Origin of the sequence: Shewanella sp. BJSY2023SW007 (assembly GCF_047314525.1) — a bacterium.
GTDB lineage: Bacteria > Pseudomonadota > Gammaproteobacteria > Enterobacterales > Shewanellaceae > Shewanella > Shewanella chilikensis.
Window position 1 is genome coordinate 87,855 of sequence record NZ_JBKORL010000100.1, and the last position, 25,475, is coordinate 113,329.

Sequence of the window (25,475 nt, forward strand, 5' to 3'; positions counted from 1 at the left end):
CTTAAATGCAGCGCCGCCTAGGGTTTGCCCCGGCGGCGTTTTTATGCGTTATAGCGGCCATTGCCCGGTATCCGCTTGTTGAGTACTTTCTTGTTTACCCCACTTTTATCTGAGGGGAATTAACGAGCGCAGGGATTAACGGGAGGGAGCATGAAAATAGGCAGATGGCAGACACCCTTCGAGCAGGGGGATCTCTATATTACCGGGCTCTTCTGGGGCGGTGATTTCTTGTTGCAGCTTCCCAGTGGCAAACGCTATCAAATTAAGAATAAACCCCATCCAGGGGTGGATCTCAGTCTGGAATTGTTTCATTTACCGAGTGAAGGGCGCTATCGGCTGCATTACCGCTCGGTCAGTGCGTTTCGTATGTTGGATGAACATGGATTGCTGGAGCTTTGGCAGGCGCTGAGCGAGCTTGGGGACGAACAGGGTTGCAACAGCCGCCTGATTAAAGATCACGCCTGGTCGCGTGAAAGCCCAATCAGTTTCTTCCATGGTCACAGTGACGGTTGGTCACACCTGATTTGTACCGGCGATGAGTGTGTCGAGGTGTTGTGCCCGAGCGCGCCGGAAATCATCTATCTTGGCAAATGTGCCGCCAAGGAGGATTGAGAAACCTTAGGGAAGCTGAGATCAGTTGATCTCGACCTTTTCCATTCCCAGTTGCTGCAGCGCTATCACGGCCTGGGTGCGGTTGCGAACCCCCAACTTACGGAAGATAGCGGTGGCGTGGGCCTTGATGGTCGCCTCGGATACGCCCAGGTCGTAGGCTATCTGCTTGTTGAGCAGGCCTTCGGCAAACATCTGTAACACCTTGTATTGCTGCGGCGTCAGCTCAGAGAGCTTGCCGGCCACCTTGTCGGTATCTTCTTCATCATTGATTTCAATCAACTCTATGCCTTTAGGCAGCCAGATATCGCCGAACATTACTGCGGTTATCGCGTCGATAAAGGTTTCCATCGAAGCTGACTTGGGAATAAAGCCGGCGCCGCCGTAGTGCAGGGCACGGCTGATGGTGGCGGCATCTTCATGGGCTGAAATCACTATCACCGGCAGTTCGGGGAAGTGGGCGCGCAGATGGATAAGAGTGGAGTAGCCATGGGAGCCCGGCATTTGCAGATCCAGCAGCACCAGATCATAGTCCTGATGAGTTTGCTCAAGCAGTTTTTGCAGCCCATCGGCACTGTCGGCCTCAAACCAGCGGGTATTGGAGAAACCGCTGTTAAGCGCTTGGCGCAGGGCATTGCGAAATAATGGGTGATCATCGGCGATGATAATATTTAAGTTTTCTGGCTTCATGGCTTGTTATGGTTATGGCTCTGCACGCTGAAGAAGGGTCAATGTAACAGAAAAGTGACAAATAATCCTATTGCTTTATCAGGCTTTAAGTGACTTTTTGTTACTGTCGCTTTTAGACTTTAGTCGAGAACGACAGTCAATAAAAGCCTTTTCAGCGGCAAACAGGATTGCCGGATAAAACTTACATAGCCTTTAGCCAGAAACAGGCTCGGATTGTGCGAAATAAGCGAACAGGGGCTAGTTGGCTAGATCATCACTCCAGATCTGGGTCGGCTTTCTGTCATCATCGACTGCTACGAAGGTAAAGACGCCGCGGATAGCGTGCTCGCGCTTATCCTGATACATATCTTCTACAAAAATGTTCACTTCGACTTTCATCGAGGTGTTGCCCACATGGATCACTCGGGCGATCAATTCTGCCAAGCTGCCGGCGGGGATAGGCTTTTTGAAATCGATTCTGTCAGAGCTGACGGTGACCAGTGTCTTGCGACAAAAGCGGGTGGCGGCAATAAAAGCGGTTTCATCCATCCAGGCGAGGGCTTCACCGCCAAACAGTGTGTTGTGATGATTGGTAATGGACGGGAAAACCGCCTTGATCACCCGAGCCTCGGCTTGTTCAATTCGGCGTGCTACGGCCACTTCATATTGGCTCTGTGTCGTTTCTGGCATACGGCAACCTCTGGTTATGCTGGAAAATCAGGGGCGGTATTATAGTTCGACCAAAGGCGGATTGACAGCCTGGGCCAGAAAGCCCTGCATGAAAAATATTGGATGTTCGAAAGTATCCGGGCATGAAAAAGCCCCGGCATCTCCAGCGTGGAGATGGCGGGGCGATTCCATTTCAGTGGCCTGTATCTGGGGGGCTTACTTGCCCAGCAGGCGACGTCTTTCCTTGGCGGCAGCGGCCAGATCTCTGAGCAGTTTTTCCGAGTCTTCCCAATGGAGACAGGCATCCGTGATGCTCTTGCCGTAAGTGAGGGGCTCACCTGCAATAACTTTCTGATTGCCTTCGACAATAAAGCTCTCGGCCATAATACCGGCAATAGCAGTAGAGCCACTGCGCAGCTGTGCCATGATATCTTCGGCGACTTCCAACTGCTTCTTGTGCTGCTTCTGGCTATTGCCATGGCTGAAGTCGACCACTATGCCGGAATGGATCCCAACCGAATCCATCTGCTCTCTGGCTTTGGCTACATCTTGCTCGCTGTAGTTGGGGGTTTTACCGCCGCGCAGAATGATATGCCCATAGGGATTACCATGGGTGCGATAGACCGCCAGTGAGCCGTCCTTGTCCGGAGAGTAGAAGATATGCGGTTCTCTGGCGGCGCGCACTGCATCGACGGCAATATTGATGTTGCCGTCGGTACCATTCTTGAAGCCTACAGGGCAGGAGAGCGCCGAGGCCATTTCACGGTGAATTTGGCTTTCTGTGGTGCGGGCTCCGATGGCGCCCCAGGTGATGAGATCGGCAATATACTGGCCGTTCACCATATCCAAAAATTCGGTGGCGATAGGCAGTTTCAGTTCGGTGATCTGCTGCAGCAACTTACGGGCCAGGCGTAGACCTTTATTGGGGCTGAAGCTGCCGTCCAAGTCAGGATCGGAAATCAGGCCTTTCCAGCCGACTATGGTGCGTGGTTTTTCAAAATAGACCCGCATCAGAATGCACAGATCGTCTTTGAGTTCATGGTGCAGCTTGGCCAGACGGCCGGCATACTCAAGTGCTGCTTCAGTGTCATGGATGGAGCAGGGGCCTATGATGACCAACAAACGCGGATCGTCACCCTGAATAATGGCTTCGACTTCGCGGCGTTGTTCAACCAGGTAGTCTGCGGCTTCCTGAGTCAATGGATACTCAGATGCGAGTTGGGCAGGTGAGATCACTTTACATAAGAGAGAGGTGCGTAATTCGTCTGTTTTAATGGTCATTCATGATACCGAGGGAAATTTCTTGAGCGCTTTGCGCTTATCTTGTGTCGGATTATAACCAATCGAGCCGAGCTGCAAAGTGGCAATTGTCCGATAATTGCCCAAGTGGGCCTTGAAAAAGTGTCAAGACCCACTTGAATCATTCAGAGTTCGCACTGTGGTAACAAGTAGTTAGCTAGAAAATGCCAATATGTAACTCAGTTTCAACTCGAGTAGCATTTGTCGGCTGCTAGGGCGTTTTTTAGAACATATGGCGCTCAAGGCCGGTGGCATCGAGGATTTTGGTGGCGATTTCCTCGACCGATTGGTTGGTGGTGTCTATATAAGGGATGCGTTCTTTCTTGAACATCATCTCCACCTCTTTCACTTCGAGGCGGCACTGGCGCAAAGAGGAATAGCGGCTATTTTCCATCCGGCTCTGACGTATCTCATGCAGGCGTACGGGTTCAATAGTCAGGCCAAACAGTTTGGATTTATTGCGTTTCAATACCTCCGGCAGCTTGAGGTTGTCCATGTCGTCTTGAATAAAGGGGTAGTTGGCGGCCTTGATGCCGAACTGCATCGACAGATAGAGGCTGGATGGCGTCTTGCCGCAGCGGGAAACTCCCAGCAGGATAATGTCGGCCTTGTCCATATGCTTCATGGTCTGGCCATCGTCGTTATCCATGGCAAAGTTGATGGCGTCGATACGGGCATCATAACCCGCTTTGGCCATTCCATGGGTGCGATGCAGTGAAGGGCTGGCAGTGACCCCTAATTGTTGCTCCAAGGGGGCGACGAAAGTGTTGAGAAAGTCGTAGTCCAGGCCCTCACTGGAATAAATGATGTCGCGAATTTCCGGTTTGACGATGGAATGAAACACCAGAGGCCGTTCCCCTGTTGTAATAAAACTATCATTAATCTGTTTTTTAACGGCTTCTGCTTTAACGGTATTTTCCACAAATGGAATGGTAAGTGAATCAAATTCCAATGGAAATTGAGAAAGCACTGCGTGACCAAACACTTCGGCCGTGATTGCTGTTCCATCAGAAATGTAGAATACTTTACGTGCCATGCCGACCTCATGTAGTAATAAAATTACAAATAAAATTATAGATTTACGCTTGTTGCCTCGGAGTGTAAAATGCCGCTGCCCTCGTGTGAAGGGGCCACTGAAATAAACTTGCGGAGATAGAACTGTGCAGCAATACGTACTCTGGTATCAGGAATTAGGCATGGGTGACGTCAACAAGGTCGGCGGTAAAAACGCTTCCCTTGGTGAAATGATCAGTAATCTGGCCAATGCCGGTGTTCAAGTACCTGGCGGCTTTGCGACCACATCCCACGCGTTCAATGAGTTTCTTGAGCAAAGTGGAGTAAACCAGAAGATATATGACATTCTTGACACATTGGATGTAGATGATGTCAACGCACTGGCTAAAGTTGGTGCACAGATCAGACAGTGGGTTATTGAAACCCCATTTCAGCCAGAACTCGAACAAGCGATTCGAGAAGCTTACGAAAAATTAGCCTCTGAAACCCAAGACGCTTCATTCGCCGTGCGTTCCTCTGCCACCGCAGAAGATATGCCCGACGCTTCATTTGCCGGTCAGCAAGAAACCTTCCTCAACGTGAAGGGCTTTGAAGCTGTATTGGTTGCCATCAAGCATGTGTTTGCCTCTCTGTTCAACGATCGCGCTATCTCCTATCGTGTGCATCAGGGTTACGACCATCGCGGTGTGGCACTGTCTGCCGGTGTTCAGCGCATGGTACGTTCCGATAAAGCGGCTTCCGGTGTGATGTTTACCATGGATACCGAGTCCGGCAACAAGGACGTGGTATTTATCACTTCTTCCTTCGGTTTGGGCGAAATGGTAGTGCAAGGTGCGGTTAACCCGGACGAGTTCTATGTACACAAGCCAACCCTGACTGCCGGTCACAAGGCTGTTGTTCGTCGTAATATCGGCAGCAAGCTGATCCAGATGGTGTACTCAGATGATGCATCTCACGGCAAGCAGGTGAAAATTGAAGATGTCGCCAAAGAACAGCGCATGACTTTCTCCATCAATGATGAAGAAGTGATGGAACTGGCCAAGCAGGCGATGATCATTGAAAAGCATTATGGCCGTCCGATGGATATCGAATGGGCCAAAGACGGTAACGACGGTCGTCTCTACATAGTTCAGGCTCGCCCCGAAACCGTGCGTTCCCGTGAAGATGTGCAACTGATTGAGCGTTATCACCTCAAGAGCCGCGGCGAAGTGATCTGTGAAGGTCGTGCTATTGGTCACAAGGTGGGCTCAGGTGTTGCCAAGGTGCTCAAATCTATCGACGAAATGGACAAGATCCAGCCAGGCGATGTACTGGTTACCGATATGACTGACCCGGATTGGGAACCTATCATGAAGCGCGCGAGCGCCATTGTCACCAACCGTGGTGGCCGTACCTGTCATGCTGCCATTATTGCCCGTGAACTGGGCGTGCCTGCGGTAGTGGGTTGTGGCGACGTGACCGACAAAATTGAAAACGGTCAGGAAGTAACAGTATCCTGCGCCGAAGGTGATACAGGTTATATCTATCAAGGCAAGCTGGAGTTTGATGTGATTTCCAGCCGCGTTGATTCCATGCCTGATCTGCCGATGAAGATAATGATGAACGTGGGTAACCCTGACCGCGCCTTCGACTTTGCCCGTCTGCCTAATGAAGGTGTGGGTCTGGCTCGTCTCGAGTTCATCATCAACCGCATGATAGGCATTCACCCCAAGGCTCTGCTGGAATTCGATCAGCAAACCGACGAGCTGAAAGCCGAGATCACTGAGATGATCGCCGGTTATGAATCTCCGGTTGAATATTATGTTGCCCGTCTGGTGGAAGGTATCTCTTCTATCGCTGCAGCATTCCACCCCAAGAAGGCTATCGTGCGTATGTCTGACTTCAAGTCAAACGAATACGCCAACCTGATCGGCGGTGACAAGTACGAGCCAGAGGAAGAGAACCCAATGCTGGGCTTCCGAGGCGCCAGCCGCTACATCTCCGAGTCGTTCCGCGATTGTTTTGCCCTCGAGTGTGAAGCCATCAAGCGGGTTCGTAACGACATGGGGCTGAAGAACGTTGAGATCATGATCCCGTTCGTTCGTACTCTGGAAGAAGGCCGTCAGGTTATCGAACTACTGAAAGAGCAAGGTCTGGAGCGTGGTAAAGATGGTCTGCGCGTCATCATGATGTGCGAACTGCCATCCAACGCCCTGCTGGCGGATCAGTTCCTGGAGATGTTCGATGGTTTCTCCATCGGCTCCAACGACCTGACTCAGCTGACTCTGGGCCTGGACCGCGACTCCGGCATCATCAGTCACCTGTTCGATGAGCGTAACGAAGCCGTTAAGGCGCTGCTGGCGATGGCTATCAAGTCTGCCAAGGCCAAGGGTGCCTATGTGGGTATCTGTGGTCAGGGTCCTTCGGATCATGCTGACTTTGCCGCCTGGTTGGTGGAGCAGGGCATAGACACTGTGTCTCTGAACCCAGACACAGTGATTGACACCTGGCTGTACCTGGCTGAAGCCCACGGCTAAGTCAGAAACAGTTCTTATGAAGGAAGCCGCTTTTTAGCGGCTTTTTTTTGTTTATAATGGCCCGATAACAAAAAATTTATTCGAGCATAAGATGTTACCCTTACTATCACACCAACAAACTCTGGAACCCCTGTATCTGGAATATCTGGATGCGCTGGAGCAGCGAGGTTTTCGCGGCGATATCGACAGGCGTTACAGTGCCCGCTTGGCACAAGCGACGGATAACTCTGTCTATCAGTTTCTGCCACAGGCGGTGCTCTACCCCAGAGACAGTGCCGATATTGCCATGGCGTTGCAGCTCGCCAGTGAGGCAGCTTTTGCCAAGGTGGTCTTCAGTGCCCGCGGCGGCGGTACCGGAACCAATGGTCAGGCGCTGACTCATGGGATAGTGCTGGATCTCTCGCGCCATATGAACCGGGTGTTGGAAGTTAATCCAGAGGAAGGCTGGGTTAGAGTCGAGGCCGGTGTGGTCAAGGATGCGCTCAATGATGCGTTGCGGCCGCACGGCTTTTTCTTCAGTCCGGATCTTTCCACCTCCAACCGAGCCACCCTGGGCGGCATGATTAATACCGATGCCTCCGGCGCCGGCTCGCTGGTGTATGGCAAAACCTCGGATCATGTGCTGGAGCTTACCAGTGTGTTGGTGGATGGCAGTGTGCTGCACACGGCTCCGGTGAGTCGCGAGGCATTGGAATCGGGTGAGAAGGTGACTGACAACCCGCTCGGCAACAAGTTGATTACTGAGGTGGCCCGTCGCTGCCGTGAGCAGCGAGAGCTGATTGAACAGCGCTTTCCCAAACTGAACCGTTTTTTGACCGGTTACGATCTGAAAAACGTCTGGGATCAACAGCTGAGCGAATTTAATCTGTCGCGGATCCTCACAGGCTCAGAGGGAACGCTGGCGGTGGTGACTGAGGCCAAACTGGATATCACCCCTTTGCCGGCCAGCCGCCTTATGGTCAACATCAAGTATGACTCTTTTGAATCTGCGCTGCGCCATGCGCCCGACTTGGTGCTCGCCAATGCCACTGTGGTGGAAACCGTCGATTCCAAGGTGCTGAATCTGGCGCGGGAAGACATTATCTGGCACTCGGTATCCGAGCTTATCCAGGAAGTGCCCGGCAAAATAATCGATGGTCTTAACATGGTGGAGTTTGCCGGAGAACAAGCCCAGGTCGATGAGCGGGCAGAGCGTCTGGCCGCGGCGCTGGATGCACAGATTGCCGCCGGTGAGAAAGGGGTGCTTGGGTATCAGCTCACCCGGGATGCCGGTTCCATCAATAAGATTTATGCCATGCGCAAGAAGGCGGTGGGGCTGCTCGGGGCCACCAAAGGTCGCCGCAAACCTATAGCCTTCGCCGAAGATACCGCCGTACCACCGGAAAAGCTCGCCGACTATATCATGGAGTTTCGTGCGCTGTTGGATAGCCATCAACTGCAATACGGCATGTTCGGCCATGTGGATGCCGGGGTGCTGCATGTGCGTCCGGCGCTGGATATGTGCGATCCCAAGGATGAAGCCTTGCTGCGTACCGTTTCGGATCAAGTGGCGGCACTGACGCAGAAATACGGCGGCCTGATGTGGGGCGAGCACGGTAAGGGGGTGCGTGGTGAGTATGGCCCCCAGGTATTTGGCGAGCAGCTTTGGAGTGAGCTTGAAGAAGTTAAGACGCTGTTCGACCCCCAGAATAAACTCAACCCGGGTAAGCTGGTGGCGCCCAAAGGCCAACAGCTTATCTACAATGTCGACAGTACCAAGCGCGGCAGTTTCGACAGGCAAATACCGGTCAGTGTTCGCGATGCCTTCCCGGATGTGATGAACTGTAACGGTAACGGCCTGTGTTTTAACTACAGCCGCTTTTCGCCTATGTGCCCCTCGTTCAAGGTGACAGGAGACAGGATCCATTCGCCCAAGGGCCGCGCCGGGTTAATGCGCGAGTGGCTGCGACTGCTGGAATCCGAAGGCGTTGATGTCAATGAGCTCGCCAAGTCCAAACCCATGGGCCTGTTGCAGCGACTGCAAAACAGCCTCAATGCCAAGAAAGAATACGACTACTCCCACGAGGTGATGGAGTCGCTCAAGGGCTGTCTCGCCTGTAAGGCGTGCTCCGGCCAGTGTCCGGTGAAGGTGGATGTCCCCAAGTTCCGGGCACAGTTTTTCAGTATCTATTACCGCCGTTATCAGCGTCCCGCCAAGGATTACCTGGTGGCCGGTGTCGAGGATTCGGTGCAGCTGATGGCCAAGGCGCCCCGGCTGAGTAACTTTGCGGCGCAGAATCCTCTATCCAAGTGGGTGATTAAAAAGGCTCTGGGGTATGTGGATGCGCCTGCGCTGTCTGTACCTACGCTGAAACAGCGCCTCGATGCTCACCCCAGCCGCGGTTATGATCTCAACGCCTTGAGTGCTATCCCCGCCGCTGAGCGACAAAATTATGTGTTGGTGGTGCAGGACCCTTTCAACAGCTTTTACGATGCTGAACTGGTTTATCGCTTTATTCGCCTGATTGAAGCGCTTGGGCTCAAGCCGGTATTGCTGCCGTTCAAGCCCAACGGTAAACCGGCTCATATCAAAGGATTTCTGGAGCAGTTTGCCAAGACGGCACAGACCGCCGCCGATTTTCTCAATCAGGTGCATGCCCTTGGCATGCCCATGGTGGGGGTAGATCCGGCGCTAGTGTTGGTTTATCGCGACGAATACCGTGAAGCGCTCGGCGCCAAGCGCGGCCAGTTCAATGTCCAGCTGGCCAGTGAGTGGCTAAGTGCCATGCTCGAACAGTTACCGCAACTGCCTGCAAGCGGGCGAGAGTTCACCTGGTTCAGCCACTGCACCGAATCCAGTGCCCGTCCCGGCACTGCCAAAGAATGGCAAACCATCTTTGCCCGTTTTGGTGCCAAGTTGGGAACCGTGAATCTGGGTTGTTGCGGCATGGCCGGCACCTATGGCCATGAGTTGGAAAACCTGCCACGTTCCAAGGCTTTGTATGAGATGTCCTGGGACGAGGCGATAAAGTCGTTGCCAAAGGAGCAGATACTGGTGTCCGGTTATTCCTGTCGCAGCCAGGTCAAACGCTTTGGCGGCTTCAGGCCCAAGCACCCCATCGAAGCCTTGCTGGAACTGACTCAGGCGTAAGCCTGAGAGCGCCAAGAATAGGGCTCCAAAAGTGTGGAGCCCATGAATAGGGAACCCAAAATAGGAAGCCAGGATGAAACAGTCGGCAGACAAGGTGAGTGAGGCCCTGAAAGGGCTGGGGGCAAGGCCTGACTTATGTCAACAGCAAGCCCTGTTTGAGATAGATGTTAAAGGCGATTGGTATTATCTCAACTCACCGCTGCCGGCCAAGTTTGCCAGGCTCTTCAGCAGTATTTTGCACTGCATCGAGGGTGAACATCTGTTGCTCACCCCGGCAGAGCGTTTGAGGGTAGCGGTGGCCGACACACCGCTCATCATAGTTGATTACAAGCAGCTGGATATCGAGGCCGAGAGCAGCCGTTTTGCCCTGGTTTGCTCCCAGGGTAATGAGTTCGAGGTGCTGGGGCTCAATGCCTTTGAGTGCGCCGAATCCGGGCTATTGGTAAGCTTGCCTCGTGGTCTCAAGGCCAGGCTTGGGCGTGCCTGTTTCTATCGCTTTGCCGAAACCTATTTACTGAGTTAAAAGTCAACGGAATCGCTTTGCCATTCAGGCAGATATAAAACCTTTATTTACAGTAGCCTGACTGTAAATGCCCCATTATTCTCCTTTCTTGTGTTAGTGAAATATTCAGCAGGTGGTAGTATTAATACCATTGGTATAGAAGTTTGATAGACTCAGAATCGGGTTAGCCACTCAAGTTTAAAGCGGATTGTCGGCTGGTAATCGTGTACCCATAGGGGAGTCATAAAGCCGTATATTTGGGCAAGTCAATGCGGTTTTGTTCCGCTTGAGAGGTCATATGCCGTTTTTCATGCTCCCTGTGTAGGTCAATCATTTTGCGCAGTGGTATAGTTAAACTCGGCAGCGGCATGGCCCGGCGCCAATGAAATAGAATAAGCGATTTTGTTGCATAAAGCGCTTGCCCCTGCCGATAGCGAACAGACAAGCCCTGAAGTACAGGAGGTGTTGCTTGAACCGCAAAGAGAGTCTCGGTTATCTGGTATCCCATTTGAACGTGGAACTGCAACATGAACTGGATAGCCGCCTGAAGCGTTATCAGCTGGATATTAAACTCTGGCCTGTTTTGTTTGCGCTCTGGCAAGAGGAAGGGATCAGCCAAACCGAGTTGTCACGTCGCTGTGATGTGGCCAACTACACCATGACACGCTTGCTGGATCAACTGCAGGTACAAGGCTTAATTTATCGCCACCAGGAAGAAGACAACCGGCGTGCGTTTCAAATTTTCCTGACCGATCAGGCCAAGGCGATGGAGCAGGACTTAATTCGCGAGGCCGAGCGGGTCAACGAGAAGTTTATGGCGGCCTTGGATGAGCCGGAAAGAGCGCAGTTGCTTATGCTGCTCAACAAGATAAATCATACCGACAAGCGTTAACCTTATGGTTGAATGCGCGATCACTGAATCAAAGATAGACCAATAGTACGCACACCAATCCTCCCAGTAGCAACCAGTGTTGCATATGTGAGTTGTTTGGCTGTTGCTTCCCCTGTTTGAGGCTCGCCAGCAGGCGGTTACACTTGTAGATGCGACAGATAGTCAGCTCTGTGGTGGGGTCTACCAGAAGTTGCATCCGGCAACGTGCGCCATTACGTAACTCAAAGCTGTGTTCGCTATGTAGCCCCAGGTTGAATTTGCTGGATACCATTTTACCGTCGACAAACAAACGCTCAAATCCATTCCAGTTACTGGCCTGTAGTTCCACCTTTTGCTGTTCCACTTCATAGCCGAATCTGAGCATCACTGACTCCCTGACATTCGAGATGACGAATGTTAAGTCAAGCAGAGGCAGATGACGCTTGCCAGTCCGGGAAAATGAATTTTCTGTTTCCGGCGCCTATCTCTTTGCCGACAAGGGGAAAATTTTTTCAGTAATAAAAAAGGGCCCGAAGGCCCCTTTATGGAATATGAGCGAGCTTAAGCTTGAGTACCATTGATGATGGCGCGGGCCATCTCATCGGCTACTTCGGCCGTGGTACGGTTCTGCTCATCGGCCTGCTTGAAGATGGTCAACAGGGTGTTGTAGATCTCTTCTACCTTGGCGCTAGACTTGGCAGCATCATAGTCTTTTTCGAAAGACACGTTGATGATGCCACCGGCGTTGATCACATAGTCTGGGGCATAGAGGATGCCCATCTGCTTAAGCTGCTCACCGTGGCGGGGCTCGGCCAACTGGTTGTTGGCGCAGCCTGCGACTATGCCGGCTTTCAGCTGTGGCAGTGTGGTGTCGTTAAGTGTGGCACCCAGGGCGCAAGGGGCATAGACATCGACGTCCAGAGCATAGATGTCCTGAGGGGCAACCACCACGGCGCCAAAGTCGGTGGCGACCTTGTCCAGTGATGCTTGATGGATATCGGTTACAAACAGCTCTGCGCCTTCTTCATGCAGATGCTTGCACAGATAATAGCCCACATGGCCTACGCCCTGAACGGCTATCTTGAGGCCCTTGAGGCTATCTTTGTCCAGCTTGTGTTTAACGGCAGCCTTGATACCCAGGTAAGTTCCCATGGCGGTAAAAGGAGAGGGATCGCCGCTCATTCCTTCCAGACCAAGCACATAAGGGGTTTCATCATGGGCAATCATGATATCGGCAGGGGTGGTACCCACATCTTCGGCCGAGTAGTAGCGGCCGCCCAGGCTGTGAACAAAACGGCCAAAGGCGCGGAACAGTTGTTCACGATTCTCTGTCTTGGGATCGGCTATGATAACTGACTTACCGCCACCCATGGCCAGACCGGCCAGCGCGTTCTTGTAAGTCATACCGCGGGAGAGGCGCAACACGTCAGTGAGGGCTTCATCATCTGATTGGTAGTTCCACATACGGCAACCGCCTACGGCTGGACCCAGGTTGGTGTTGTGGATGGCGATGATGGCACGCAGGCCACTTTCCTTGTCATGACAGAATACTACCTGTTCATGTTCGTCGAATGATACATGATTAAATACAGCCACGTCTGTTCTCCGCTGTGCTTATTGGGGCGGCGCTTAGCGGCCGCCGACCGCTTGTTATATTTATTGCAGAACCATAGCATTTAGCGATACTCTCAACAAAGCTGATGAGCAGAATATTTGTGATCTATCTGGCAATTTTGCTTTCCACCTTACGTTAACGTAAAGCTGGTTGGAAGCTGAAGTCAGCCACCCATAGTCGTCTCATTATGGAGTGGTACTGAAAAAGCTGGCCAGAGGCTTAGTTGAACAGATACAGAATATAAAAGCACAATAAAAACAAACAAGAAGAAAGGAAAGTTTATGACTGAACAGACAAGTACACCGCCTAACGCCGAACAGCAGGAAGCCTTGCGCCAGGCTTGGGTGCGTGAACAGTTCCAGAAAGCCAATAAATTTCTTGCAGAGAAAGGGGTGATCCCCAGCAAAGTGGTACCGGCAGAAAGCCGTTATCTGGCGCCTTATGTAGCCATGTGGAAAATCGAATCCAAACAGCCCAGCCACAAGACCTATTGGGTGATGTCCGGTGACTTGCCTTCCGACTATGTTGATGTCAGCGTAGCAGCCACTGCCCGTGAAGCCTTGCGTCACTTTTCGCTGACCTGGCAGCTCAAGGCCGAGAACTTAGTGCAATCCGGTGCCACCAAAGACCCAACCCAGGCCAAGTTTGCCCAGTTGCTGGTCTCCAGAGCCGAGAGCCTGTACAAGATCCAAGCGGACGATAAGCTCTGGGGGTGATGTCGCAATCAATTTCTCACTCTCGACTTTGACGATGAACTTCTGATAGTCATAGTGACGCCAATAGCCTTGGCAGACTGTTGCTCCCTTCCCTGAGAGGTGTTTCTGCAGAAGTTCGAAAATGCGGTGGCAGATGTGGGGAACTACCAGTAAATCTGTGTCTTAGAGGCTGCTTTTGGATACCCCTAAAACAACAACCCAGCCTATGCTGGGTTGTTGTTTATCAAAGAGAGCTTCTAAGTTCAAAGGCGTCAGGCTGCGCCGTCGAACAGGGTATCTTCCAGTGTGCGGCCTCGCATCAGGCTGCGATATTGCCAGCCATTCTGCTTGAGTAGCTGCAGCAGTTCGATATCCAAGGTGTCCTTTTCCGGTTGGTAACGGATAAGGTAGTTTTGTTTGCCCTTGGCCGAGACCTCGTAAACACCTTCAAGGGCGTAGAGTGCCTCCAGCAGTTTTTCCTGATCACAGTGTTGCATCTGCAGCGTCAGATAGGCTTCGGCGCTGCTCTGCTGCATGGTGACCGACTGGCTCAGTTTACCTTTGTCCAGATACAGCACTCTGTCACAGAGCTTTTCCAGTTCATCCAGATTGTGGGAGCTGATAATAAAGGTAGTGTCTGCGCTCAAGGATTCTACCAACTCGCGAATTTTGCGGGCGTTGGCGGGATCCAGTCCGGCCGTGGGTTCATCCAGCAGCACCAGCTTGGGGTTGCCTATCAGCGCCTGAGCTATCGCGGCGCGTTTCCCCATACCATGACTCAGAGAGTTGGGTTTTTGATTGGCGACGTCCTCAAGGCCTACCAGCGCCAGCACCCGCATGGATTCAGCTTTGGCAGCTTCAGCGCCCATACCCTGCATGCGGGCAAACAGGCTGAATTGAGTCAGCAGGCTGAAGCCGGGATCCAGGGCGGCGTCCTGGGGCAGGGCCGAGATCTGTCCTAAAAGTCCGGTGCTGCCCGGGCGCTGTCCCATCACAGTGATTTCACCACTACTTGGACGTATATAACCCAGCAGCAGGCTCATCAATGTGGTCTTGCCGGCACCGTTTGGGCCGACCAGGGCGATGGGACTACCGGGCTCCAGTTGCAAGTCGACGCTATCCAATGCCCGCTTGCTGCTGTAGAGTTTGCTCAGGCCGTTACAGTTAATCAGACTCATAGATCACCTCGCTGCATCATGGTGCGGCCTATTGCCAATAACCCAATGGTTTGCAGCAGTGGCAACCAAGCACTTGACAGTGCCGTTAGCGGCTGGGCATTGAGCATGGCATCTATCTGTGCTCCGGGCACCAGATAACCGATGAAAGAGAGCATGGGCAGCTGAGCATTGATAACCGCCATTACTATCATCATGGCGGCAAAGAAAAGCACCGCAAAAACACTGGCTAATCTGGCCGAGCTGGCCCAGAGTGAGAACAGCGCCATCAGGGCGGTGTAGGGCAGCAGGATCAATACCAGATTGAGTGTCATCATCAAGCCGGAAGTCAGCGCGGGTAGCACCAATGCCATATCCCGGCTCATGGCCAAAAATACGGTTGCTATGACTGTGATGGCAACCAACAGCAATTGGATCAACATCATGCCGAGGAAGCGGCCGAAGAAGAGGGCATCGCGGCCCGAACGCAGGCTGAGGAAGCGCAGTGTGCCGCGGTTTTTGTCCGAGGCGAACTGATCGCCGCAGATAAGAATGCTGAACATGGGGAACAGGTAGAGACTGATGACCCAATAGACGGCTTGCTCGGCAACCGGCCAGGCAAATAGTTGATCCAGAGTGCCTTCACCGAAGGCTCCGGTAACAAAATGCTTGAAGTCCGGGTTCAACAGAAAGCTGGCGGCACCTCGGACCGGATAGGCGAGGATCAGCAGCCACACCAGGGCGAAAGCTATCATCGCCAGGGTGCCACGGCGGTGGAAAATCAGTTTATAGAGTTCAAATCCCGCGAGTTGCAGGGCGTTTTTCAGCCCTCCGGGATGAGTGCTGTGAGTTGCAGTTGTCATGTGGTTCCTTGTTTTGCTCCAAATATGGAGTCCTTGCAGCGACAGGTGCAAGCACTGGGTTGCCGATAAGACGCCAGCCTAACACCATGAGGCCAGGCAGACCAACGCCTGGCCGCTATTTCAAGCCGTAGCTGTCGTTTTTACGGTCAATTATGCCAGTTGCGCCTTAAGCTCGGCCAATTCCTGTTTTAGTAAAGCCAGCTCTTGCTTGATTGTCGTCAGCTCTAGCTCAAGCAAGGCTATCCGGCTTTGGCTCGCCGTTTCTGGCTCACTTTCGCACTTTCTTTCGCGTTCACCTTCACGGTGAGCTGCAGCTTGATTGGCAATCTGAGAGGTATCTGCGCCGCCGGAACTTTCAGATACACCATCATGCTCGGTGAAGTTCTCGGCAAAGCGTATCTCACGTTTGCCCGGCTCCCTGGCCAGTTGGCGGATAAAGCCTTTGTCTTTCAACGCTAGCAGGGTTTGCTCCACTTGTGGCAGGCCGTCAAATTCAAACAACCGCTGAGCCCGGCTTCTGAGTTCACCAGCGGTTTGGGCGCCGCGCAGCAGCAACAAACACACTATCGCCAGCTCTGCGGGGGAAAACTGCAGCTCGCCAAATTCTGTGTTACAGAATCTGTGGCGGTATTTAATGACCCGGCTGCCAAAGCCGGATTGCTCACTCAGCAGACGTTTTTTACTCAGGCTGTCCAAGGCTTGCTGCACTTCAGATTCGTTCAGTTCCATCACGGGATCGCGGCTGGTCTTTTGATTGCAGGCTTGGGTCAGTGAGTTGAGAGACAAGGGATAAAGATCCGGAGTAGTGACTTCTTTTTCCAGCAGGCAGCCAATCACTCAGGCTTCGATGGCATTGAGTTGCAACATAATTGACAGTTCCATTCAAGGCAGATGTCGGCCAACTGACCGACATTTTACTCAGTGTTTTTGAGTTATATCAGAGCCTTGAGCAGATGTCGCGGTTTTCCTCGGCTGCGCCTTTCCTGAATAGGGCAGGCGCGTTATTTTTGCTCAATTCTTTGCCAGTGCTTTGTCAGTTCTTTGTTCAATTACTGGCGTGGATACCGTCATCTTCGATGCGCAGTTTTCCGGCTTTGAACAGGCCGCCGATGGCTTTCTTGAAGGCCTTCTTGCTCATGCCAAGTTCGGCGTAGATCACCTCGGGCGAGGTCTTGTCGCTGTAGGGCAGGAAACCGCCGGCCTGGGCCAGCTTCTTCATGATCCGCTGTGATTGCTGATCCAACTCCTGACGGTCAGCCTTTTGCAGGGTCAGATCCAGTTTGTTGTCGTGACGCACCTGCTTGATATAACCCTTGAGCTTTTGGCCAAACTTCAGCTTACGGAACACTTCATTTTGATAGATGACGCCCCAATGCTTGTTGTTGACTATCGCCTTGTAGCCGAGATCTGTGGTACCTGCAATGATAAGGTCAACCTGTTGACCATTCTTGTACCAAGCCGGGCTCTTATCGACAAACTTATCGATTTTGGACGAAGCGACAATCCGTTCGTCGGCGCGGTTACGGTGAACATAGACCAGGTAACTGCGGCCTTCTTCTGCCTGCTTGTGCTGCTCACCGAAGGGCAGCAGCAGATCTTTTTCCAGTCCCCAATCGAGGAAGGCACCGACCCGGCCAATGGAAACCACCTTGAGATAAGCAAACTCACCCACCTGAGCCAGGGGCTTTTTAGTGGTTGCGATAGGCATGTCGTTGGAGTCCAGATAGAGGAACACCTCCAACTTGTCGCCAACCTGACAACCCTTGGGCACCACTTTATTGGGTAATAACACCTGTCCCAACTCATGAGCGTTGAGGTAAACCCCGAAATCAACCTGTTTGACCACTTCCAGGGTGCAACTTTGACCTATTTCTGCCATCTGTTTTTGAACCTGATTAACTTTGTTTCAGCTGCGGCGGATTATAACGGATTGCGCCCACCTATGCCCGTGCCTTTTTTTAGGGAAGGTACGAATAAGTCCTCGTGGCCTTCTCTTTTGTAGGGCGTGGCTTGCACAGCAATTGGCGTTCAAGGCATCTGACTGAAGGCATGCCGGGGCCTGTCGAAGTCAGACTTCCCTAAGTTTAAATAAGACTAAAGTTAGCGCTGCTTTTTGCAGCAGAACTGGTTAAGCTGAAAATAAAAACCTTTGCCTATGTTCTCTATCTGGTCCGTCAGCCTGCTGGCACTCTTGTATCTCGCGCTGTTGTTTATCATCGCCTGGTGGGCGGATAAATATAAGCCCAAACGCTTTCGGGCGCTGTTTTACAGCCTGACACTCGGCGTCTACTGCACCTCCTGCGTCGTGGTACTTTGTCCAGCTTCTATTTAGCTGCTGCGATTTTTGCTTGAATCGCCAGGTTTCAAGATAACAAACCTTTGTTTGAGGGTGAGTTTTCACCCTCAAATTCCCCAAGGGGGCGGCATTGAAGCAAACTAGGTACCCAAAGCGGTATCTGGGCATCAAAATAGGGAGCCTGTGTATTTAAAAAATCTTGAACAGATAAAATCAGCTTTCAAAGCTCAATTTATTGATATAAATCGAAAAAAGCTCGCTTAAATGGCATGGGTGAACATCGCAACTGTAGTTTATATTTCAAGGCCTTGGATAAACTGTGATTCGTGCTTGCATTATGGGGCACAGCAAGGTTTAATTGCGCCGTTTTGAAGGTACATTCAGTCCTGACAGGCAAACGTGAGTAACAGGGTTATTATGGTTCACGAGTCATTAACCGTGTAAATGAACAAAGCACCATTTACACGGGGTTAAGAGGGTTTTAGCTAATGCACAGCCATTCATTTGCCGCACTGGTTCGCCAAGTGCCACAACACAGGTTTTCAACCATTGTCAGCTATGACAATACCGGCTTGAAACATCTCACGTTAATCCGCATCAATTCCGGCCGCGAACAGGCCAATAGTCCCAACTGAGCCCGTCGTCCATCTACGACGATACATTCACTCGGCATTCATTTTTGAATCGCCGAGGACGGGTTATTTGTCCACCCTTACATTCAACACCAAGAGTTTTAGGTTAAATGCAAGCCAAGAATATTTACTACGAGACACTGCATCCGGCATATGGGCAGTATTTTGAGGTGGAAAAGGTGCTGTTCGAGCAAAAGACCGAACAGTGGCACCTGAGCATTTTTGAAAATGCCGCTATGGGACGGGTCATGGCGCTCAATGGTGCCATCCAGACCACTGAGAAAGATGAGTTTGTCTATCACGAAATGTTGACCCATGTGCCTATTCTGGCCCACGGCGACGTCAAGCGGGTGCTTATTATAGGCGGCGGTGACGGTGGCATGCTGCGGGAAGTGGTCAAACATAAACAGATTGAATCCATTACCATGGTGGAGATTGATGCCGCCGTGGTGGAAATGTGTAAAAGCTATTTTCCAAACCATTCCCAAGGTGCCTATGATGACCCCAGAGTCAACTTGGTGATCAGCGACGGGATGGATTATGTTAGGCAATCACGGCAAAAATTTGATGTGATTATCTCTGACTGCACAGATCCCCTTGGTCCGGGAGAAGTGCTGTTCAGTTCCGACTTTTACGAGGGCTGTAAGCGTTGTCTCAATGAAAATGGGATTTTTGTCGCTCAGAACGGCGTGCCTTTTATGCAGCTGGATGAAGTGCAAAATACCGTCAGACGCATGAGCTCTTATGTGAAAGAGTGTCGGTTCTATATGGCGGCCGTGCCTACCTATGTGGGTGGCAGCATGGCCTTTGCCTGGGCAACCGATGATCTTGAGGCGCGTCAGCATAGCCTGGCGACTCTCGAAGAGCGTTTTGAGCGGGCCGGTATTACCACCCGTTATTACACGCCGGCTATCCATCAGGCAAGCTTTGCGCTGCCGGCGTTTGTCGAACAGGCGGTCGCGTCAGCGATGACGGTTACCGCATAACCCATTTTTTGATAACAGGCTAACGAACATGAGTGATTGGTCTATTGACGATGCCCGCGTCGGCTACAACGTCGCATACTGGAGCCAGGGATTTTACGGAATAAGCGATCAGGGTGAGGTGACAGTGTCACCGGATCCTTTGAATCCGGACAGCAAAATCGGCCTGAACGAACTGGCCAAAGACATGGTGAAGGCCGGTGTTAACCTGCCTGTGCTGGTCCGTTTCCCGCAGATTTTGCACCACAGGGTCGATAGCCTGTGCCAGGCCTTTAATCAGGCGATTCAAAAGTATGAGTACAGCGAGGACTATCTGCTGGTTTATCCCATCAAGGTGAACCAGCAGCAGACAGTGGTTGAGGAAATCCTCGCCAGCCAGGTCAGCAAAGAAGCCCCGCAACTAGGGCTTGAAGCCGGCAGTAAGCCTGAGCTGATGGCGGTACTGGCGATGGCACAAAAGGCCAGCTCAGTCATAGTCTGTAACGGCTACAAGGATAAAGAATATATCCGCCTGGCACTGATAGGCGAAAAGCTGGGCCACAAGGTCTATATAGTGCTGGAGAAGATGTCCGAGCTTAAGATGGTACTGCAGGAATCCCGCGAGCTGGGGGTTACTCCGCGTCTGGGTCTGCGCGCACGCCTGGCGTTCCAGGGCAAGGGCAAATGGCAGGCCAGTGGCGGTGAAAAGTCCAAGTTTGGTCTGTCTGCTGCGCAGGTGCTGCGGGTGGTCAACGAGCTCAAGAGTGCCGATATGCTGGATTCGCTGCAGTTGCTGCACTTCCACCTGGGTTCGCAAATCGCCAATATCCGCGATATTCGCCACGGTGTGGGTGAAGCGGCGCGCTTCTACTGCGAGCTGAGAAAACTGGGGGCCAAGGTCAACTGTTTCGACGTGGGCGGCGGCCTGGCGGTGGACTATGACGGTACCCGCAGCCAAAGCAACAACTCAATGAACTATGGCCTGAGCGAATACGCCAACAATATCGTCAGCGCTCTGAGTGATGTCTGCGCCGAGTACGAGCAGCCGGTGCCTAGGATTATCTCTGAGTCCGGCCGCTTCCTGACGGCGCACCACGCCGTACTTATCACGGATGTTATTGGTACCGAGGCCTATTCCCCTGAGAATATCCAGCCACCGGCAGAGGATGCCCCACAGCTGCTGCACAACATGTGGCAGTCCTGGAGCGATATCCGCGGCCGCGCCGATTCCCGTGCCCTGATTGAGATTTTCCACGATACCCAATCGGATCTGGCCGAAGCTCACGCTCTGTTTGCTCTTGGGCAACTTAGCCTGGAAGAGCGCGCCTGGGCGGAGCAGACCAACCTGCGTGTCTGTCACGAGCTGCAGGGCTTGATGAACAACAAGAACCGTTATCACAGGCCCATCATTGATGAACTCAATGAGAAGCTGGCCGACAAGTTCTTCGTTAACTTCTCGCTGTTCCAATCGCTGCCGGATGCCTGGGGTATAGATCAGGTGTTCCCTGTGTTGCCGCTGACCGGGCTGGATACCGCGCCAGAGCGCCGCGCCGTGATGCTGGATATCACCTGTGACTCGGACGGCATGGTGGATCAGTATGTGGACGGGCAGGGGATTGAAACCACACTGCCGGTTCCTGCCTGGAGTGCCGAGAGCCCGTATCTTATCGGTTTCTTCCTGGTGGGGGCTTATCAGGAGATCCTCGGTGACATGCACAACCTGTTCGGTGATACCAACTCGGCTGTGGTGCGTCTCGATGAAAGCGGCCTGGCCAACATAGAGTCTGTGCTGTCCGGTGACACTGTGGCCGATGTGCTGCGCTATGTGAACCTGGATGCCGTATCCTTTATGCGCACCTATGAAGAGCTGGTGAATCAGCATATTGCCGAAGACGAACGCACCTCGATCCTTGAAGAGCTGCAATTGGGTCTTAAGGGTTATACCTATCTGGAAGATTTTTCATAAGGTCGGTGCATTCAGCAGGCCCTTCGGGGCCTGCAACAAGTAGAGATAAAAGATGTTTTTTGAAGGTTCAGAAAAAAAAATTGAAGTGATAGTGACGCCGGCTACGCCTTCGCTGCGCTCACTGGGAAAGCCCTTCTGGGAAGAGATGGTGGCCAAGGCCAATGCAGAAATCCTCTCTTCCGTCAGCAATGATTATTGCGATGCCTATCTGCTCAGCGAGTCGAGTCTGTTTGTTTGGGACGACAGGTTTTTAATGTTGACCTGTGGTACCACCACACTGGCGCGCTCGACCCTGCATTTTATCGACTCCCTCGGCGAAGAGGCGATAGCCTTTGCGACTTTTCAGCGCAAAAACGAATATCTGTCGCACCTGCAGGCCAGCTCTTTTGAGCAGGACTTGCAGGCACTGAGAGAGAAACTGTCCGGCGTGGCGTACCGTATCGGTCATCTGGATTCCCATCACCATTACCTGTTTTGCAGTGACAAGGCCTTCAGCGCCGAGAGCGGTGATGCCACCAGTGAGCTTTTGATGTATCACATTCGCGGTGAAGCGGCCGACTATCTGCGCTCCGATAACCAAAGCTGCGCCGGGGTTCGCCAATTGCTGGCACTGGAAGAGATGCTGCCCGGATTCCAGTTTGATGACTTCCTGTTTGAGCCCTTTGGTTATTCCATCAACGGCATTCGCGGCAAAGAGTATATGACTATTCATATTACACCGCAGGAAAGCAGCTCTTATGTCAGCTTCGAGACCAATCTGGATCTCGCCGCACAACCGATAGATATCTTCGCCCGTTTGCTGGCCATTCTCAATCCCGGCAGCTGGGATGTCATCGGCTTCAACGCCCAGTTGGACACCCGTGGTTACCCTGAACATTTATGTCTGGGAAGTTGCTCTTTGTCCCTGGAGCAGGGTTATAATGTTGGCTTCAGTCACTATCAGCAGATGTGCCACGAAGTGCTGATCCCTGAGTCCATGTAAATATCGGCATTAGCCAAGTTTTGGAGTATTTATGACCACTTTAGCAGATAAACCTGATTACTCGCTTTATTCAAATGCGTTTGGTTATTTGCGTCAGCCACTGGATTTCAAACCGCTAGAAAGCGATGCGGATGTGGTGGTAATAGGTTTGCCTTTCGATATGGCCGTTACCGGTCGCAGCGGTGGCCGAATGGGGCCTGGAGCTATCCGCAATGCCTCGACCAATCTGGCCTGGGAAGAGAAGCGTTGGCCTTGGGATTTCAGCCTCAGCGAATATATCAAGATAGTGGACGCCGGCGATCTGGTGTTCAATTGTGGTGATGCCGCCGATTTTACCGAGCGCACCGAAAACTTTGCCAGCAAAGTTCTGGCCTCCGGCAAGACACTGCTGAGCTTTGGCGGCGATCACTTTGTGACCCTGCCGCTGCTGCGCGCGCATCACAAACAGTTTGGCAAGATGGCGCTGCTGCACTTCGATGCTCACACCGATACCTACAGTGAAGGCAGCAAGTTTGACCATGGCACCATGTTCTATCATGCCCCCAACGAAGGCTTGATCGATCCGGCCCATTCTGTGCAGGTGGGGATCCGCACCGAATACACCAAAGAGGGCCACGGTTTTCAGGTGATTGACGCCGCCATGGCCAATGATATGACCGCCGATGAAATCGTGGCGCAGATCAAGGCGCGGGTTGGCGATATGCCTTTGTATGTGACTTTTGATATCGATTGCCTGGATCCTGCCTTCGCGCCGGGAACCGGTACTCCGGTATGCGGCGGTCTCACCAGTGATAAGGCGCTGAAGATTATCCGTGGTCTCAAGGGCCTCAACATAGTGGGTATGGATGTGGTTGAAGTGGCACCTGCTTACGATAGCGCCGACATTACTGCGCTGGCGGGCGCGACGCTGGGCCTGGAAATGCTGCATGTCTGGGCTTTGTGTCAGGGCAAAGTCAAGTAAGCCGCTTTACGTTAAGCCAACGCTTGTCGTTGGCTTTTCTTCTTGTATAGAGCCCCCCTAGCTAGGCTGGGGGTTCGCTTTCGCTGGGGCACTGCGCCCGGCTCAGGGACAAGGATAGACAATGACAGATTTGAGTGATATTCGCCGCGAATACACCCAGGGCGGCCTCAGGCGCGCCGATCTGGCCACCGAGCCCATGGCGCAGTTTGAGCGCTGGATGGCGCAAGCCAAGGATGCACCTTTGACGGATCCTACCGCCATGGTGGTGGCCACAGTGGACGAAACCGGCCAACCGTTTCAGCGGATAGTCTTGCTGAAGCGTTTTGATCAGCAGGGTTTTGTATTCTTTACCAATCTGGAAAGCCGTAAGGCGCAGCAGATTGCCGTCAACGCCAAGGTTAGTTTACTGTTTCCCTGGCATCCGCTGGAGCGCCAGGTCGCCGTGACAGGTGTCGCCGAAGCCCTGTCTGCTACAGAGGTATTCAAGTACTTTGTCAGCCGTCCGAAAGATAGCCAGATAGCGGCCTGGGTCTCGAAACAGTCGAGCAAGCTTAGCGCTCGTCAGGCACTCGAGAGCAAGTTTGCCGAGATGAAGGCCAAGTTTGCCAAGGGCGAAGTCCCCTTGCCCAAGTTTTGGGGCGGTTACCGCATAGTGCCTTCCAGTGTGGAATTCTGGCAGGGCGGTGAGCACAGGCTGCATGACAGATTCCTCTACAGCCGCACAGATGGTGGATGGGAGATTAATCGTCTCGCACCTTGATGGCGCTATGGCATAACAAGAGGGACGGCATCTGCCGTCCCTCTACTTTATCCGTCAACTATTTTAACCGCACTACGTTTTCCGCCTGCAGCCCCTTTTGGCCTTCAGTCACGCTGAAGCTGACCTTCTCACCCTCTTTCAGGGTGCGACGGCCGCTGCCTTGAATGGCGCGGTAATGGACGAACACATCGGCGGCGTTTTCCTGGGTTATACCAATCTCTTTAATTATGTGATCTAATTAGCCAACACTTTTTCAGCTGCCAGATCATGAGTCATCCCGACATCGCTTCATTAGCAAAATCCGAGAAAAGCGCACGTAAACGCATTCGCTATCTCGCCCTGCTTCACTTTATCGAAGGTCATTCCCGTACCTCTATCGCCAGTATGTTGAAGGTCAGCAGAACCAGTGTGAATAAGTGGGTCGCCACTTATCTCTCCTTGGGACTATCCGGCCTGGATGACAAACCAAATCCGGGACGTCCCGCTAAATTGTCCTCTCTTCAGCTAGCAACCCTGAAAGAATTCGTACTACTCAAAAGTCTATCTGAGCAAGGCGGCAGATTAATGGCCAAGGACGTCGGCCACTTTATTCAGTCTGAATTTGGCGTGACTTTCAAGCAAACGAATATCTACCGTTTACTACATCAATTAGGCTTTTCCTGGATCACTACGAGATCACGTCACCCGAAACAATCTGAAGCCGTGCAAGAGGCTTTTAAAAAACTTCCCAATGGCAATGATCCTTAACACCCCGGGACACGTCGCACTCGATCGCATCGATGTTTGGTTTCAAGATGAAGCCAGATTTGGTCAACAAAACACCACTACCCGTATTTGGGCTGAGAAAGGGACTAGGCCACGAGTGGTAAAGCAGCAACAGTTTGAATCAGCGTATTTATTTGGTGCAGTCTGTCCGGCAACAGGCGCCACGCAAGCTATAATCGCCCCCTTTGCCAACAGCGATTATATGCATGAGCACTTAAAGTTGATTTCGGCCGCAACGGGATCAGGACGCCATGCTCTGGTCATCATGGACGGCGCGGGCTGGCATCAACAAGATTTGGCCGATGATTTTGATAACCTCAGTATTCTCAAACTTCCCCCATATTCACCTGAACTCAATCCAGTAGAGCAAGTCTGGCAATGGCTTCGTCAACATGTGTTGGCAAATCGCTGCTTTAGTGGCTACGACGATATTGTTGAGCAATGCTCCATCGCATGGAACAAGTTTATTGGAGAGCCGCTGAGGGTGATTCAATTATGCTCTAGGCAGTGGGTAAGAATGGTCAGTTAATTAACGTAATTGGTAT

25 protein-coding genes are annotated in these 25,475 nt (G+C 52.3%); 14 read left to right on the plus strand and 11 right to left on the minus strand.

Annotated elements, in window-relative coordinates; all coding sequences use genetic code 11:
• Positions 1 to 150 precede the first annotated feature (150 nt).
• Positions 151 to 612: a hypothetical protein gene (locus tag ACMHXE_RS17865; protein WP_413732954.1), complete on the plus strand. Its 462-nt coding sequence runs from the start codon at positions 151 to 153 to the stop codon at positions 610 to 612.
• Between the two features lie 21 nt (positions 613 to 633).
• On the opposite strand, the gene ACMHXE_RS17870 is transcribed toward ACMHXE_RS17865, so the two are convergent.
• The 4 genes from ACMHXE_RS17870 to ACMHXE_RS17885 all read right to left on the minus strand — a co-directional run bounded on the left by ACMHXE_RS17870 (position 634) and on the right by ACMHXE_RS17885 (position 4,282).
• Complete coding sequence (locus ACMHXE_RS17870) at positions 634 to 1,299, minus strand: response regulator transcription factor (RefSeq protein WP_101055823.1); 666 nt, start codon at positions 1,297 to 1,299, stop codon at positions 634 to 636.
• Positions 1,300 to 1,536: 237 nt separating this feature from the next.
• Entirely contained in the window at positions 1,537 to 1,968 is a 432-nt protein-coding gene (locus ACMHXE_RS17875; RefSeq protein ID WP_071475874.1) for an acyl-CoA thioesterase, read from the minus strand.
• Positions 1,969 to 2,163: 195 nt separating this feature from the next.
• Positions 2,164 to 3,228: a 3-deoxy-7-phosphoheptulonate synthase gene (locus tag ACMHXE_RS17880; RefSeq protein ID WP_413732956.1), complete on the minus strand. Its 1,065-nt coding sequence runs from the start codon at positions 3,226 to 3,228 to the stop codon at positions 2,164 to 2,166.
• A gap of 241 nt (positions 3,229 to 3,469) precedes the next feature.
• Positions 3,470 to 4,282, minus strand: a complete 813-nt coding sequence (locus tag ACMHXE_RS17885) for a pyruvate, water dikinase regulatory protein (RefSeq protein ID WP_039033412.1) — start codon at positions 4,280 to 4,282, stop codon at positions 3,470 to 3,472.
• Between the two features lie 124 nt (positions 4,283 to 4,406).
• Here ACMHXE_RS17885 and ppsA point away from each other — a divergent pair, with 124 nt between their 5' ends.
• The 4 genes from ppsA to ACMHXE_RS17905 all read left to right on the plus strand — a co-directional run bounded on the left by ppsA (position 4,407) and on the right by ACMHXE_RS17905 (position 11,300).
• Positions 4,407 to 6,776, plus strand: coding sequence for a phosphoenolpyruvate synthase (gene ppsA, locus ACMHXE_RS17890; protein WP_144360813.1), 2,370 nt, complete (start codon positions 4,407 to 4,409; stop codon positions 6,774 to 6,776).
• Between the two features lie 91 nt (positions 6,777 to 6,867).
• Entirely contained in the window at positions 6,868 to 9,906 is a 3,039-nt protein-coding gene (locus tag ACMHXE_RS17895) for an FAD-binding and (Fe-S)-binding domain-containing protein (protein WP_413732958.1), read from the plus strand.
• Positions 9,907 to 9,979: 73 nt separating this feature from the next.
• Positions 9,980 to 10,429 (plus strand): DUF1285 domain-containing protein, encoded by a 450-nt coding sequence (locus ACMHXE_RS17900; RefSeq protein WP_335908402.1) that lies wholly within the window; start codon positions 9,980 to 9,982, stop codon positions 10,427 to 10,429.
• Between the two features lie 448 nt (positions 10,430 to 10,877).
• On the plus strand, positions 10,878 to 11,300 hold the full coding sequence (locus tag ACMHXE_RS17905) for a MarR family winged helix-turn-helix transcriptional regulator (RefSeq protein ID WP_039033408.1): 423 nt from the start codon (positions 10,878 to 10,880) through the stop codon (positions 11,298 to 11,300).
• Between the two features lie 28 nt (positions 11,301 to 11,328).
• Here the strand turns inward: ACMHXE_RS17905 and ACMHXE_RS17910 are convergent, their stop codons facing one another.
• Entirely contained in the window at positions 11,329 to 11,664 is a 336-nt protein-coding gene (locus ACMHXE_RS17910; protein ID WP_101055827.1) for a hypothetical protein, read from the minus strand.
• A 176-nt stretch (positions 11,665 to 11,840) separates the two neighbouring features.
• Positions 11,841 to 12,875 (minus strand): Glu/Leu/Phe/Val dehydrogenase dimerization domain-containing protein, encoded by a 1,035-nt coding sequence (locus ACMHXE_RS17915; protein WP_101055828.1) that lies wholly within the window; start codon positions 12,873 to 12,875, stop codon positions 11,841 to 11,843.
• 300 nt (positions 12,876 to 13,175) lie between these two features.
• Here ACMHXE_RS17915 and ACMHXE_RS17920 point away from each other — a divergent pair, with 300 nt between their 5' ends.
• Entirely contained in the window at positions 13,176 to 13,610 is a 435-nt protein-coding gene (locus tag ACMHXE_RS17920; RefSeq protein ID WP_101055829.1) for a DUF4826 family protein, read from the plus strand.
• Between the two features lie 251 nt (positions 13,611 to 13,861).
• On the opposite strand, the gene ACMHXE_RS17925 is transcribed toward ACMHXE_RS17920, so the two are convergent.
• The 4 genes from ACMHXE_RS17925 to ACMHXE_RS17940 form a co-directional block, all read right to left on the minus strand.
• Entirely contained in the window at positions 13,862 to 14,767 is a 906-nt protein-coding gene (locus ACMHXE_RS17925; RefSeq protein ID WP_101055830.1) for an ABC transporter ATP-binding protein, read from the minus strand.
• Positions 14,764 to 15,606 (minus strand): ABC transporter permease subunit, encoded by an 843-nt coding sequence (locus ACMHXE_RS17930; RefSeq protein ID WP_044734371.1) that lies wholly within the window; start codon positions 15,604 to 15,606, stop codon positions 14,764 to 14,766. Before ACMHXE_RS17930 ends, ACMHXE_RS17925 begins: the two co-directional genes overlap by 4 nt.
• Before the next feature lie 150 nt (positions 15,607 to 15,756).
• Entirely contained in the window at positions 15,757 to 16,443 is a 687-nt protein-coding gene (locus ACMHXE_RS17935) for a YceH family protein (protein WP_413732962.1), read from the minus strand.
• Positions 16,444 to 16,651: 208 nt separating this feature from the next.
• Entirely contained in the window at positions 16,652 to 17,485 is an 834-nt protein-coding gene (locus tag ACMHXE_RS17940) for a S1 RNA-binding domain-containing protein (RefSeq protein WP_101055831.1), read from the minus strand.
• A gap of 276 nt (positions 17,486 to 17,761) precedes the next feature.
• On the opposite strand from ACMHXE_RS17940, the gene ACMHXE_RS17945 reads away from it, so the two are divergent.
• The 7 genes from ACMHXE_RS17945 to pdxH all read left to right on the plus strand — a co-directional run bounded on the left by ACMHXE_RS17945 (position 17,762) and on the right by pdxH (position 24,165).
• Entirely contained in the window at positions 17,762 to 17,938 is a 177-nt protein-coding gene (locus tag ACMHXE_RS17945) for a hypothetical protein (RefSeq protein WP_157822676.1), read from the plus strand.
• Between the two features lie 452 nt (positions 17,939 to 18,390).
• The gene (locus tag ACMHXE_RS17950; protein ID WP_093983023.1) at positions 18,391 to 18,537 is read left to right on the plus strand and encodes a hypothetical protein; all 147 of its coding nucleotides are present in this window, start codon (positions 18,391 to 18,393) and stop codon (positions 18,535 to 18,537) included.
• A gap of 107 nt (positions 18,538 to 18,644) precedes the next feature.
• Positions 18,645 to 19,520: a polyamine aminopropyltransferase gene (gene speE, locus ACMHXE_RS17955; RefSeq protein ID WP_101055833.1), complete on the plus strand. Its 876-nt coding sequence runs from the start codon at positions 18,645 to 18,647 to the stop codon at positions 19,518 to 19,520.
• 28 nt (positions 19,521 to 19,548) lie between these two features.
• The gene (speA, locus tag ACMHXE_RS17960) at positions 19,549 to 21,462 is read left to right on the plus strand and encodes a biosynthetic arginine decarboxylase (RefSeq protein ID WP_025888969.1); all 1,914 of its coding nucleotides are present in this window, start codon (positions 19,549 to 19,551) and stop codon (positions 21,460 to 21,462) included.
• A gap of 52 nt (positions 21,463 to 21,514) precedes the next feature.
• On the plus strand, positions 21,515 to 22,444 hold the full coding sequence (locus ACMHXE_RS17965; protein WP_044734378.1) for an adenosylmethionine decarboxylase: 930 nt from the start codon (positions 21,515 to 21,517) through the stop codon (positions 22,442 to 22,444).
• A 31-nt stretch (positions 22,445 to 22,475) separates the two neighbouring features.
• Positions 22,476 to 23,405: an agmatinase gene (gene speB, locus ACMHXE_RS17970; RefSeq protein WP_039033398.1), complete on the plus strand. Its 930-nt coding sequence runs from the start codon at positions 22,476 to 22,478 to the stop codon at positions 23,403 to 23,405.
• 121 nt (positions 23,406 to 23,526) lie between these two features.
• Positions 23,527 to 24,165, plus strand: a complete 639-nt coding sequence (gene pdxH / locus ACMHXE_RS17975) for a pyridoxamine 5'-phosphate oxidase (protein ID WP_101055834.1) — start codon at positions 23,527 to 23,529, stop codon at positions 24,163 to 24,165.
• A 58-nt stretch (positions 24,166 to 24,223) separates the two neighbouring features.
• Here the strand turns inward: pdxH and ACMHXE_RS17980 are convergent, their stop codons facing one another.
• Positions 24,224 to 24,394, minus strand: a complete 171-nt coding sequence (locus ACMHXE_RS17980; protein ID WP_413732969.1) for a cold-shock protein — start codon at positions 24,392 to 24,394, stop codon at positions 24,224 to 24,226.
• Between the two features lie 38 nt (positions 24,395 to 24,432).
• Between ACMHXE_RS17980 and ACMHXE_RS17985 the strand changes: the two genes are divergently transcribed.
• Positions 24,433 to 25,459, plus strand: a protein-coding gene (locus tag ACMHXE_RS17985; protein WP_413732966.1) for an IS630 family transposase whose coding sequence is annotated in 2 segments (ribosomal slippage) — positions 24,433 to 24,884 and positions 24,883 to 25,459 — 1,029 coding nt in all. Because the reading frame shifts where the segments join, the coding sequence is not laid out codon by codon here.
• Positions 25,460 to 25,475 lie beyond the last annotated feature (16 nt).